12 protein-coding genes and 2 pseudogenes are annotated in these 12,152 nt (G+C 42.2%); 2 read left to right on the plus strand and 12 right to left on the minus strand.

Annotated features, from left to right (window positions below; genetic code table 11):
• Positions 1 to 181: 181 nt before the first annotated feature.
• The 4 genes from AACT19_RS11675 to AACT19_RS11690 form a co-directional block, all read right to left on the minus strand.
• Positions 182 to 625, minus strand: coding sequence for a lytic transglycosylase domain-containing protein (locus AACT19_RS11675; protein ID WP_076646387.1), 444 nt, complete (start codon positions 623 to 625; stop codon positions 182 to 184).
• 54 nt (positions 626 to 679) lie between these two features.
• Positions 680 to 1,015, minus strand: a complete 336-nt coding sequence (locus AACT19_RS11680; RefSeq protein WP_076646389.1) for a type I restriction endonuclease subunit M — start codon at positions 1,013 to 1,015, stop codon at positions 680 to 682.
• A gap of 78 nt (positions 1,016 to 1,093) precedes the next feature.
• A complete protein-coding gene (locus AACT19_RS11685) occupies positions 1,094 to 1,480 on the minus strand; it encodes a DUF7659 family protein (protein WP_076646391.1) in 387 nt (128 codons plus the stop codon).
• Positions 1,481 to 1,680: 200 nt separating this feature from the next.
• Complete coding sequence (locus AACT19_RS11690; RefSeq protein ID WP_242658945.1) at positions 1,681 to 1,875, minus strand: hypothetical protein; 195 nt, start codon at positions 1,873 to 1,875, stop codon at positions 1,681 to 1,683.
• 473 nt (positions 1,876 to 2,348) lie between these two features.
• Between AACT19_RS11690 and AACT19_RS11695 the strand changes: the two are divergent.
• Positions 2,349 to 2,769, plus strand: a pseudogene (locus tag AACT19_RS11695) (hypothetical protein); the annotation flags it as partial.
• Positions 2,770 to 2,858: 89 nt separating this feature from the next.
• On the opposite strand, the gene AACT19_RS11700 reads toward AACT19_RS11695, so the two are convergent.
• The 4 genes and pseudogenes from AACT19_RS11700 to AACT19_RS11715 form a co-directional block, all read right to left on the minus strand.
• Positions 2,859 to 3,794 (minus strand): Rpn family recombination-promoting nuclease/putative transposase, encoded by a 936-nt coding sequence (locus AACT19_RS11700; RefSeq protein WP_076646393.1) that lies wholly within the window; start codon positions 3,792 to 3,794, stop codon positions 2,859 to 2,861.
• A gap of 213 nt (positions 3,795 to 4,007) precedes the next feature.
• Positions 4,008 to 4,199: pseudogene (locus AACT19_RS11705) on the minus strand (reverse transcriptase N-terminal domain-containing protein); the annotation flags it as partial.
• A 565-nt stretch (positions 4,200 to 4,764) separates the two neighbouring features.
• Positions 4,765 to 5,286, minus strand: coding sequence for a YgjV family protein (locus tag AACT19_RS11710; protein ID WP_076646395.1), 522 nt, complete (start codon positions 5,284 to 5,286; stop codon positions 4,765 to 4,767).
• Positions 5,287 to 5,384: 98 nt separating this feature from the next.
• Positions 5,385 to 5,951: a Crp/Fnr family transcriptional regulator gene (locus AACT19_RS11715; protein WP_076646397.1), complete on the minus strand. Its 567-nt coding sequence runs from the start codon at positions 5,949 to 5,951 to the stop codon at positions 5,385 to 5,387.
• 373 nt (positions 5,952 to 6,324) lie between these two features.
• Between AACT19_RS11715 and AACT19_RS11720 the strand changes: the two genes are divergently transcribed.
• Positions 6,325 to 7,008 (plus strand): IS6 family transposase, encoded by a 684-nt coding sequence (locus AACT19_RS11720; protein ID WP_017091114.1) that lies wholly within the window; start codon positions 6,325 to 6,327, stop codon positions 7,006 to 7,008.
• A 167-nt stretch (positions 7,009 to 7,175) separates the two neighbouring features.
• Here the strand turns inward: AACT19_RS11720 and AACT19_RS11725 are convergent, their stop codons facing one another.
• The 4 genes from AACT19_RS11725 to AACT19_RS11740 all read right to left on the minus strand — a co-directional run bounded on the left by AACT19_RS11725 (position 7,176) and on the right by AACT19_RS11740 (position 11,622).
• Positions 7,176 to 8,051 (minus strand): DnaJ C-terminal domain-containing protein, encoded by an 876-nt coding sequence (locus AACT19_RS11725; RefSeq protein WP_017091113.1) that lies wholly within the window; start codon positions 8,049 to 8,051, stop codon positions 7,176 to 7,178.
• 141 nt (positions 8,052 to 8,192) lie between these two features.
• Positions 8,193 to 10,082: a molecular chaperone DnaK gene (dnaK, locus tag AACT19_RS11730; protein ID WP_076646399.1), complete on the minus strand. Its 1,890-nt coding sequence runs from the start codon at positions 10,080 to 10,082 to the stop codon at positions 8,193 to 8,195.
• Between the two features lie 179 nt (positions 10,083 to 10,261).
• Positions 10,262 to 10,681, minus strand: a complete 420-nt coding sequence (locus AACT19_RS11735; protein WP_017091829.1) for an Hsp20 family protein — start codon at positions 10,679 to 10,681, stop codon at positions 10,262 to 10,264.
• A gap of 431 nt (positions 10,682 to 11,112) precedes the next feature.
• The gene (locus AACT19_RS11740; RefSeq protein WP_076646401.1) at positions 11,113 to 11,622 is read right to left on the minus strand and encodes a hypothetical protein; all 510 of its coding nucleotides are present in this window, start codon (positions 11,620 to 11,622) and stop codon (positions 11,113 to 11,115) included.
• Between the last annotated feature and the right edge of the window lie 530 nt (positions 11,623 to 12,152).

A 12,152-nucleotide genomic window follows, 5' to 3' on the forward strand; every position in this document is an offset into this window, starting at 1 on the left:
TGACCTCCAATGAATCTGCATCTAGTTTGTTTTCTTGGGGTGTGTTTTAGGAACGTCGAGCTCAAAAGCCGAACCGTTGGCGATTGAATCTAGGGTGATTGAGACCATTAGGGAAGGAATGCAAAACGGAAAAAGAAGATCGTGACACAACTAGCGCTGCACTGCTATGGTGCAAGAAAGGTTATTTTAATGGCGATTGGTAATAGACTTTCTGAACTTTTTTTATGTATATTTTTCTGGCGCTTTCGGTACGTTTAAGAAATCCTGCATTATAAGCGCCTACACTATTCCAGTTATAGCCATGGCTGGCAAAGTTAGAGCTTAATACCCACGCACCTAATGAAACATTAAAACAAGGTTCGTAGACATTGGTTTCATTGACATTAAATTCAGCCAGTCGAGGAAACCAACTAGAGTTAATTTGCATGAGTCCAAAATCACGACTGGTTACTTGACCTTTTTTATTTTTGTTTTCGTTATAAGCATTAGGATCAAGACTGCTTTCAACTTGTGCTATCGATCGCAGCAAATCTGGATCAACATTATAATATTGTCCTGCTTCATCAAAACAAAACGAATACCCGACACTTGGAAAGACTGACAAAAATAAGATTAGTTTTTTCATAAGCTAAAAAATGGAGTCCAAAGGAACTCCATTATATCGCGTGAATTGACGTCATCAATATTCATTAGGGAGTAAAATCGTAGTGCAACTACGATCACGCTCGGTAATTATCCAAACTTGTTCATTACAAATGGTATAACTGGATAAAACCCGCTCGCCTGTCTTAGTGGCTTCGTCATTGGTAAGTTTATCTTCAACACAGACATTTCCCCAATCACCATTTTGGTGACGATGTAAGTAAATCGGTAAATTCACACCAATATTGTTATTTAGCAGTTCAGCAATGCCTTGTGTACAAACAACTTTGCCAAGAGCAAACGGCACAGCCGTACAAAAATAATTTTTTCCTTTTGTTTCTTCGTTATCGGATGTAACATTTTTAATGTTCATTTTATTTACCCCTGTATTTAAATTGAATTTGCCTTGATATTTGATACAGCAAATATCAAGGCGCTTTACTTTTAGCGTTTAATAAACGTCTTCCGTTTTACGAATGTGATTAAACACCTCATACACTTCATCGTAAGAAATGCCATACCCTTCGAGCTTTTCGACACAATCACAAATGTCATTGGTATAGAAACACTCGTGATTGAATAGCTCACGGCGAATGATCGATTTTTTACCATTCTCTTCGATGTCTTCGACGATCCCTTCTTGAGCAATAGAATCTAAACGGTTCATTAATTGCTTCGCCTTATCAACAGGGCAAATTAAGCCCATACCTAACGACGCATATTTCACGCCCTCTTTTTTTGCTTCATCGAACTGCTTATTAGAAAAGGCAAAAAATGCCCCAGCTTCATTAAATGCTTGCGTTTGTTTGGCTTGAATATAGTGAGAGAGATATTTCATGACTTACTCCTGACGTTAATACAAAAATATCCCAGTAATTAAAACGGGCAACGGTGAAACGAAAAAAGGGCTCTCGAAGGGGTTGATACATCCTTCACAATAAAATTGTCAGTTAAGTCCCCTATTTTAAAGTGGTGTAAGATACTCTTCTCAACCTCAGCCAGAGTGGATGGGTAGAACTTAGAATCACGCGAAGTAAATCACGCGATTTTGAGTTCAGCTAAGGTAATGTCGCTACACGGCGTAAGAGAAAAGCCGTGCTCTTCTCCCTCTGTACGCTGAGGAATACGCAGTAAAGAGATATCATTTTTTGGTGAGCTTTCGTGCCCAGCGGCGAAACGCTGGTCGCTGAGCGTCAATGTAGAGAGAGTTGGGGTTGAGTTTTGTTGTGCCATGAGGAGTTTCCTTTTTGTTTGAGTATCACTTTTATGGAGCCGCTTGGCTGTCCAGACCTCAAACAGGGTTCTTCTCTTCAGGGGCGCGAAGCGTTTATTTACCCTTGCAGAGAAGGTTCTGATTGAGGATGGTGAACAGCCTGCGAGCGCCATCAAGTGATGCGAGTCGAAAGGAAAATCGGCACATAAGAAAACAAGCCCTTACTCGAACTTAATTGAAGCCAGTGAAAGGTAATAAGGAGGCACGACGATGCGCAGCTACGCAGTAGCGGAGGCGTTGGGTGATTGTTCGCAGTAACTGAATGTCACATCGAGCTTGCTCGATAACAGTGCCATAAGTTATCGCGAGAGGAGTGAAGCGACGGAATGAGCCTTCCGAAGGGAGAACGCCCAATATTTAAGTTTAATACGTACTTTACAGGTTGATTGGCGTTGGAAACAGAACCGTCATAGTCAATATTCAGGGATATGCGTCGAAGGCGGTTCAAGTCAAATATCGCAATAAATCTAAAGGGCTATTCGCCATGTAGCCATTAACTCAACTGGCCTCCACCTTTTTGGTCAGGGAGAGCGGAAAGTGAAAAAGCTTGATGCAAAGAAACGCAGAGCATGGCAAAAGCTGCACTTAGCTTTCATCTCGATACACCCGAAACCATGAGTGCGGAAGTCAGTTTTGTTGTGCCATGAGCCTCTGAAAAAGAAAGGTTGTCCCTCACTGAAACTCACCTCGAAAGAAGGTAATGCTTTGGGAAGAGAGTGGAGCAATAAATGAAGCGGAAAAGGCGCTAACGAGCGGTAAAACGAGTTTGAAATACTACAACGCTCAGATAGGTGAAATGATAGTAAATGTCAAAACTACAAACAAAAATTATAGCTCTAGGGATACCAGTTTGAAGCGGTTAGCCATAGACGATGTAGCTTTATCTCCAGGCAGATTTTATCAACACCACCACTTTGCCACACAACCCTTTATGCTTGCTCGGCTAATGAGAAATTTGTGCGAGTTCGTCTTCATTCAATCCCGTGACATCCATAATGGCTTGCTGGTCGATCCCATTAAGCAACATCTTGCGCGCCATCTCCTTGAGTGCTTCTTGACGGCCTTTTTCCTCACCTAATTGTATACCTTCTTGGCGCCCTTCTTGGCGGCCACGTTGCTCGCCTTGTTGGCGCAATTGTTCTGCAATAGTCATAAGTGTTTCCTCGTGTTTCGGTACTGATGAGACCAGTGACGTAATTAACGCTTCTAGGTTACTTGTTTCACCCACTTGGAGTAAGTAGCTCATCAATGACTGTACTTGCTTATCTGTAGTGTAATCGGTTAAGAGCAATGTGACCAGAGGCTCAAGGAAATCCATGATATCGCGATGCCTAGCGTGCTTTTGTACAAGTTCAAGTAACGCGATACGGCGATGCTGCATTATCTCATCATCGGAGATGACCGTGACATCGACCAATGGAAAATCTTGAGTATAGAGTGTTTTAGCCACAACAGGATTCACAAACCCTTTTAACCAATTCATTTCATAAGGATACGGCGAGACTTGGCCATGGTAAAACTGCAAAGGTATCACTAAGGGTAAGTGCTCATGGCCCGCTTCAATATGCTGTTGCATAGCAGCGATAGCGTAACGCATCAGTCTGAACGCCATGTGTTTATCTGGCCGACTCTGGTGCTCGATTAACGCATAGACGTACCCTTCCCCCTGAGACGTTTTAAGAGAATAAAGGACATCCGAATAGTAAGGGCGTAAGCTTTCTTCAATAAAACTGCCTGATTCGAGCTTTAGGGTCGTCAAATCACAGATTTCACGCAGCTCAGCAGGCAGGTGAATATCCAATAAGTCTTTAGCGGTTTCAGGATTAGTGAGAAACTGCTTAAAGAGCGCATCATGTGGAGTTGGCGTGGTCTTTTTCATTCCATTATCCTAACATCAAATCAGTACCATGATAAAAATTATGCACCATGTTGGTTTCTTTCTACACATCAATTTAGTTCATTTACTCTAAGTAATCTTTGTCAGTTGGACGACACTTGTTACCAAGTGCCGTCTCCCTAAGAACCGTACGTGCAACTTTCATTGCATACGGTTTAAGCCTCCACAAAGGCATCAAATGATACCTAGCAACTTAGCAAGAAGTTTTGTTGAACCCGAGTGAGTCAGTATCCATTGCAAAGCTTTTACTTTACCGTGTTTACCTTCTCGAGTTGCCTTTACGATACGCATCTAGAGCTTTAACACATGCGTTTTAATGGATTTCTAGTCTACTGACTGCCATTGAGCGTTGTCAGGAGAGGCATTAATCTCTTTTGAAATCATCATTTGCATTTCTCCTTAAATAAAGTTCTTCAAACTCTCTCGCAACGGGAGACCAGTCGGGAGTGATACAGGCTTACCGTGTTTCGTATTCCGAGCAATGTCAGGGTAGATGCCCGCTATGGTGCGAAGAGTTCAATGATCACGAAAGAGCATGGGGCAATCTCTTTCCGACTCTCGTGCCTTTTGGCTACAGCGTATTAACCACTTCAGCTGTTTCATCACATAACGCACCTTACGCGGATTCACTTCTGTTCATCAGACTGACTACCTAGCGCTCACCCGATTGTGGTTATCAGGAGGATCGTCCTCTCACGATTGAGATCCCGATTGGCAAATGCCAATCTTCGTTACATTATCGGAGCTGCTACTTTATTCAGGCTCTTAGGTTCATCTGGTGATACAGATGGTTCACACAGTAAGCGGTGAACAGCGCTTCATACGACTTTACCTCGAACGTCCCAAAATGATTTAGAGTTAGTAGTCATTTGGACCTTATGAATATGAATTTCTCCTACTAAAAAATTCTCCGTTTTCATGGTGCTTGTCACTTAAGTATTGGCTAATATATTCATATGGACTTGTTTGGATTCAACATACTCAGATGTATCCCATAATAACGATAATAGCCGACAATATTGCTGCCAATAAACAACAACTCCATCAGTACAGCGGTAGGAGAACCTACAAGATAATTGTGTATTAGCCAGAGCAAAGTTCCGAAAATCATTAATTGACGTAAACGTTGATCACTTTGACAAAATGCAGCGGTGGTCTGAAATAGCGTTCCGCCAAAACTAAGTAAACTGATCAAGTCAACAAAGGTCATCACAGTTATCACTACCGCAGAGGTTAAAAATAGAAACATCAATTTTTTCGATGTAGTAAAAATACTAGTGAAATAGCGAACACTCGCGAGTAACATTAAACTTGCAGCGGTCCATTGTTCTAGCAGAGCAAAGTGGGTGCTAATCAGGATGCCTGATATACATAAGCAACAGACAATTTTTTGTCTTTGTTTAAATTGAAATGATATCAGATCGAATACGATGGCGATTGCTATCAATACTTGGGACCAAAGAAATGCCGACATACTTCCCTCCTAAAAAATTTATGATAAATATGGAGGTGGGATTATGCGTATATATCCCAAAGTAGGAATTAACTAAAGTTAATGCCTACCTCTTATATTTAGCTTTTAATTCTGGCTTTCAATCTCGATAGGCTGACAGGGCTGATACCGATATAGCTAGCTATCTGAATGTTATTAAGTTTGATTAACCAATTTGGCCAATACTGCAGTAAGTGCTGGTACCTTTGCTCAGGAGTGTGGAGTAATAGCAGAGCCTCTTTCTGCTCCTTGAATATTAACTGTTGTTGTAACAGTGTGACTTTGGCTTGTAAGAACGAAGGCAATGTCAGTAAATTCAAAGGGATCCTTATCACTTCTGCTGTTGTAATAGCTTCAATTTGATATTGGGCAGACATTTCCTGTAACCAACTTGAATAGAGGAAGCATAGTTCACCGTTAAAATAAAACTCTTTGCATCGCTCAAGACCATTCTCACCGTAATGACAAGCTCTAAGTATACCGGACAAGATAAAATAACCATAGTCTTGCTGAGTTCCCTGTGCGAGCAAAATATCTGATGGATTCAGTGAGAGCAATCTAAACTGAGTTGACAGGGATTTAACCGCTTGAGGCGGAACACCCATATCAGAAAAATAATCAGCCACCTTAGTGAACTTACCCAACATAAAAATAGATTCCATATTTACTTTGTTTCACCAAGACTAGCACATTTAATAACTAGAAATATCTAAGGTACTAATGATTATTGGTGTAATTCAATAGTGAAGTGAAGGTGGCCACTTGCTTAGACGTTTTCAATACAAAACCTTATCTAGAGATATACAAACTGAACTCGCTTTCTAAATGGGGTTGTTGCAAAAAAGTCAGCCAAGACTCAGAATTCAGCTCTGTCTTTTCTGATCTAGTGACTCAATGACCAATCCCGCATTCAAATGGAAACACTTTGCCCCTGAAATCATGCCGAAAAAGGGTTCTGTCGCAAACTTTGAGCCTTTAAGTTAAGATTTGCTTAATTTCTATTCATGATACTGATTCTTAATGTTTAAAGGCTGCCACTTTCCCTCTGAAGTTATTCTCGAAACCGTACGTTATTATCTCGCCTATAAACTCAGTTATCGTGAAATTGAAGATATACAATTAGAGCGCGGAGTCGTTGTGGATCACGCTACTATTAATCGTTGGGTTATCAAATTTACACCAGTATTGGAGCATAGAGCGAGGCGTAGAAAGAAGCCGGTGTCTGACTCGTGGCGTATGGATGAAACCTACATCAAAGTAAAGGGTAAATGGGTCTACTATTACCGAGCCGTCGATAAATTTGGAAATGTGATTGATTATTATATTAGCCCGAACCGTGATGAGGCTGCTGCTAAAGCCTTTTTGAATAAGGCCATTTCACAAAATGGTTTACCAAACAAAGTCGTCATAGATGGTAGTAAGAGTAACTACGCGGCCATTGATTCTATGAATGTTCAGCTTTGGTTGACGGGTTATTTTATGCTCTCATTGGTAGAGATTTTGGACATTAAATATCTGAACAATATCGTTGAGCAGATCCACCGTTGGGTGAAGCAGAAAACACGTCAAGCACTAGGTTGGAAGTCAACGGAAGGAGCCTTGGCCAGTTTGCATGGGTGGGGAGTGTGGACGATGTTGAAACAAGCTCAGATAGATATTGTGGGCCAGACGGCCTTTGAGCGATTCTACGCACTCGCAGTATAATTGTATCTGTAGGGTGGGTCTGTCACGCCTCTAACTAGATTTGCGACAAAACCGCTTAATTACATCTAAAAACCAGTACACTTATACTTCATCATAATTTTGCGATACAACCCCACATTATACGGCGTCGGCTCTAGAACTGGTTTTGTTAAATTTACTTTAAATGACTAAAGCGTTGCTCCAAATTGTTCTAACAACTCACGTTGTGCATCGGTTAGATTTTTGGGTATTTCAACTTGAACCTCCACCAATAGATCGCCCGCTTCACCTTTACGACTTGTCACGCCTTTCCCCGTCATCTTGAATTTACGCCCTGTTTGAGTACCCGCTGGAATTTTGAGTTTAAAGCGACTGTCTAACACATTCACCGTAACTTCCCCCCCTAAAGCCGCAGTAACCATATCAACTTTGGTGTGACAAATAATGTCATTACCATCGCGGTCTAGAAACGCATGTGGTCTGGTTGCAATAATGAATAATAAATCCCCCGAAGGACCACCATTAACGCCTAAACCACCTTTACCGGAGTAACGTATCTTTTCACCATCTTTAATGCCCGAAGGGATCTTAACTTTGATTTTTTTCTGTTTACCATTGATTAGCAATTCGACCGTTTTTTCAGCCCCTTGAACCACATCAATAAAGTCTACAGTAAGCGTATATTGGTGATCTTGACCTTTTTGTCCGCGTGGGCGCCCGTGTCCACCACGAGTTTGTGAGAAGAGATCCTCAAACCCTCCACCAAAGCCGCCGCCACGTTGGCGGAAGGCATCACTAAAGAAGTCTTCGAACCCACTGTGACCACCAAAACCACGATTCTCAGATTCAGTATGACAAAATTGGTCATACTGAATGCGCTTTTCTTTGTCTGTTAAAATTTCATAAGCATCTTTTACTTCTTTGAAATTCGCTTCTGCTGTCGCATCTCCGGGATTTTTATCGGGGTGATACTTCACCGCCAACTTCTTGTAGGCTTTTTTAATCTCTTTCTCCGAAGCTCCCTTAGATACACCTAGCACGCTGTAATAATCTCGTTTTGACATGCTAAAAACTCACTCAATTTCTCATTCAAACAAAAAAGGGCGTATGAGTGACCTCTTACGCCCTGAATACCGATAAGTTCACGTCTCCATGATACATAACTCAACGTTTAACAGCTCGAAAGCAATTATCCGTCAGTGGCGTTACTTCATTTCTTCAAACTCAGCATCAACAACATCGTCGTCCTGCTTAGGTTGTTCACCAGCTTGCTGTGCTTGTGCTTTCTGTTGAGTAATTTCCATTAGCTTTTTAGCTGCTTGCATAAGTTCTTGAACTTTAGCGTCGATCACTTCTTTTTCGTCACCAGACTTAGCTAATTCTAGAGCTTCGATAACCGCTTCGATTTTAACTTTCTCGTCTGCAGGTAGAGCTTCACCCGCTTCTTCTACTTGCTTCTTAGTACCGTGAATCATTTGGTCAGCTTGGTTACGTGCAATGACTAGCTCTTCGAACTTCTTGTCCGTTTCTTTGTTAGCTTCTGCCTCTTGTACCATTGCTTCAATCTCTTCCTCAGACAAACCACCTGATGCTTGTATCGTGATCTTTTGCTCTTTACCTGTTGCTTTATCTTTAGCAGATACGTTCAGGATCCCATCCGCGTCTAGGTCGAATGTTACTTCGATTTGTGGCATGCCACGTGGAGCTGGTTGGATACCTTCTAGGTTGAACTGACCAAGAGACTTGTTGTAAGTCGCTTGCTTTCGTTCACCTTGAAGAACGTGGATAGTTACTGCGCTTTGGTTGTCTTCAGCTGTAGAGAACACTTGCACCGCTTTAGTCGGGATAGTTGTGTTTTTCTCGATAAGCTTAGCCATTACACCGCCCATCGTTTCGATACCGAAAGAGAGAGGAGTGACGTCAAGTAGTAAAACATCTTTAACGTCACCAGCTAGCACTGCACCTTGAACAGCAGCACCCATTGCAACAGCTTCGTCAGGGTTCACGTCTTTACGTGGCTCTTTACCGAAGAATTCCGTTACTTTAGCTTGAACCATAGGCATACGAGTTTGACCACCCACTAGGATAACGTCAGTGATTTCGCCTACAGATAGGGCAGCATCTGCAAGAGCTACTTTTAGTGGCTCAAGAGAACGTTGAACTAGGTCTTCAACTAGAGACTCAAGCTTCGCTCGAGTCACTTTGATGTTCATGTGCTTAGGGCCATTCGCATCAGCCGTAACGTAAGGTAGGTTTACGTCAGTTTGAGTAGTAGAAGAAAGCTCGATTTTCGCCTTTTCTGCTGCTTCTTTAACACGCTGCATTGCTAGTGGATCAGTTTTAAGGTCGATACCTTGCTCTTTTTTGAACTCATCTACTAGGTAGTTAATCATGCGGTTATCGAAATCTTCACCACCAAGGTGAGTATCACCGTTAGTTGAAAGAACTTCGAAAGTTTTCTCGCCTTCTACTTCATCAATTTCGATGATAGAGATATCGAATGTACCACCACCAAGGTCGTATACAGCGATAGTGCGATCACCACCTTGCTTGTCTAGACCGTAAGCTAGAGCAGCAGCAGTTGGTTCGTTGATGATCCGTTTAACATCTAGGCCAGCGATACGACCAGCATCTTTCGTTGCTTGACGCTGAGCATCGTTGAAGTAAGCAGGAACAGTAACAACTGCGCCAGTTACTTCTTCGCCTAGGAAGTCTTCAGCTGTTTTCTTCATTTTCTTAAGAACTTCAGCAGATACTTGAGGAGCAGCCATTTTTTGGCCTTGCGCTTCAACCCAGGCATCACCGTTGTCAGCCTTAACAATGTTGAAAGGCATGATTTCGATATCGCGTTGAACTTCTTCATCTTCAAAACGACGACCGATTAGACGCTTGATAGCGAATAGGGTGTTTTGAGGGTTAGTAACCGCTTGACGCTTCGCAGGTTGACCAACTAGCGTCTCACCTTCAGTGTATGCGATTACCGAGGCTGTTGTGCGTTCGCCTTCAGTATTTTCTAGTACGCGAGGTTTGTCGCCGTCAAGTACGGCAACACATGAATTTGTTGTCCCTAAGTCAATACCGATAATTTTACTCATAATAAGACCTCTCTTATTAAAATTATTTTTTCTAATGCAAAATATGTAATTCTATTCTTCTATATGAGTACAAGCGTTTAAGTCTTGCACTCTAGATGGTGATAAACAGCAATATTTTTAGACAAGGCTAGTAAAATCGAATGCTAAAATCACCTTATCCGATCCTGTTTCCCCAGTCATTATTTGTGGATTGAGATCTGACGGGGTTGCATTGCTTCTGGGACTTCACGGACGAGGTCTACGTGCAGCAAACCATTTCCCATACTCGCTGCTTTAACGGTTACGTAGTCAGCCATCTGGAATTTACGTTCAAAGTTACGCTCTGCGATCCCTTGATAAAGGTAATTAGGTTTAGTTTCTACAGGCTGAACTTCACCGGAAACGATTAACATATTTTCGTTCTGGGTAAGAGTTAGTGCATCTTCAGAAAAACCAGCTACAGCCATCGTAATACGATAGTTGTTTTCGTCTTTCTGCTCGATGTTGTATGGAGGGTAGCCATTACAAGATGGCTTATTCGTGCTACTCTCCGCTAGGTTAAATAGACGTTCAAAACCAATGGCATGACGGTATAGCGGAGAAAAATCCACATTACGCATAATACTATCCTCATAAATAAGCAATAGTTCTTAGTGTTTAGTACACCAAGACCGGAGACAGACTCTATTGCACCAAGCAGGCGCCGTAAGACATATGTTCCAGGTGTTAACAGGTTTAAGGAACTCGCTAATGTCGCATACTACAACGTCAACGTTCCTTGATTACAATTGCCTTAGCTTCCCTAAGAAGGCGAAGTGGGCAACTTAAGAACTTCATCTGTCAGTTCGTTTTTTTAAAATATTATCCCAAGAGAAACCTGTCAATACTAACATTAGTTTTTTTGGGTCATTTATAAATTGTTAATTTAGCAAAAGCGCTAGCTCGATTCTGTCAGATTCGATCTAACAGGTTCTTCGCTGGCTCACTCCTACACACAACCCAAATCGCGGGCCTGGATCTGTCAGCATATAATGTATTTTAATGTGACACCCTAAGCGCCAAAACGCACATCAAAACAAAACCCTGAGCACTTAAACGTCCCCTCCCCCGTAGTCACAAATCGCAATGCTGGAAATACTGACCCGTAGTTGGTGTACAGAATGATGTGATCCGCTCGCTCGTGAAGAAACCATTCACCAAAGCCAGCACCATTTAATTCGATGAAAAAGTCACGGATTTCATGGAAAGCAAAACGACGCGATCCCAATAGCGGAAACTGCTGCTTGATAGCTTCAACGAACCCTTGGTCTTTTAACGCTGCGATATCAGCCTGCTGCTCTGGCGACTGACGACGACTGAACATTTTCAAACGCTGGATTTTGGAAACCCAATCAGACTTTCTTTTCGCCTCATCACAACACTTTTTGACTTGAGAGCGCAACTTCAATACCGCCAACGGACTAGAGACATCATTTTTTGGTGAGCTTTCGTGCCCCAGCGGCGAAACGCTGGTCGATGAATTTGAATTAGAGAGAGCTGGGGTTGAGTTTTGTTGCGCCATGAGAGTTTCCTTTCTGTTTGAGTATCACTTTTCGGAGCCGCTTGGCTGTCCGCTCTCTCAACATCGTTCTGCTTTGCAAGGGCGCGCAGCGGCGAAGCCTCCCTTGTAAAGCAGGTTGTGGGGAGAAACGGTTAACAGCCTGCATGCCCGAAAATGATGCGAGTGAAAGAGAATCTGCGCATAAGAAAACAAGCCCTTACACGAACTTATTCGAAGACAGAGAGAACAACGAGGAGGGAACGACAAGGCGCTATGACTCTTAGGACAATAACGGGGGTTCAAACAAAGCCTAGCCGCAGGGGAACCAAGGCAACGATAGAATCATGATTAAAGACACATTTAAAGTGTTAGTCTTTACAAGAGAGAAGGCCCAGAACAGGTAATAAGACGCTTCAAGTGTGATGTTCATTCGTGCTAGAAGTTAAGTCCAAACTAAGGCTCTATGAAATGTCTTAAAATAGATACAGAGCCTTTAAAACAAATACGTATTACATAGGTAATACATATTTAATTCATTTTATTAATCAACT

It is taken from the genome of Vibrio sp. 10N.222.47.A9 (assembly GCF_963872585.1).
In the GTDB taxonomy this organism is placed as follows: domain Bacteria; phylum Pseudomonadota; class Gammaproteobacteria; order Enterobacterales; family Vibrionaceae; genus Vibrio; species Vibrio splendidus.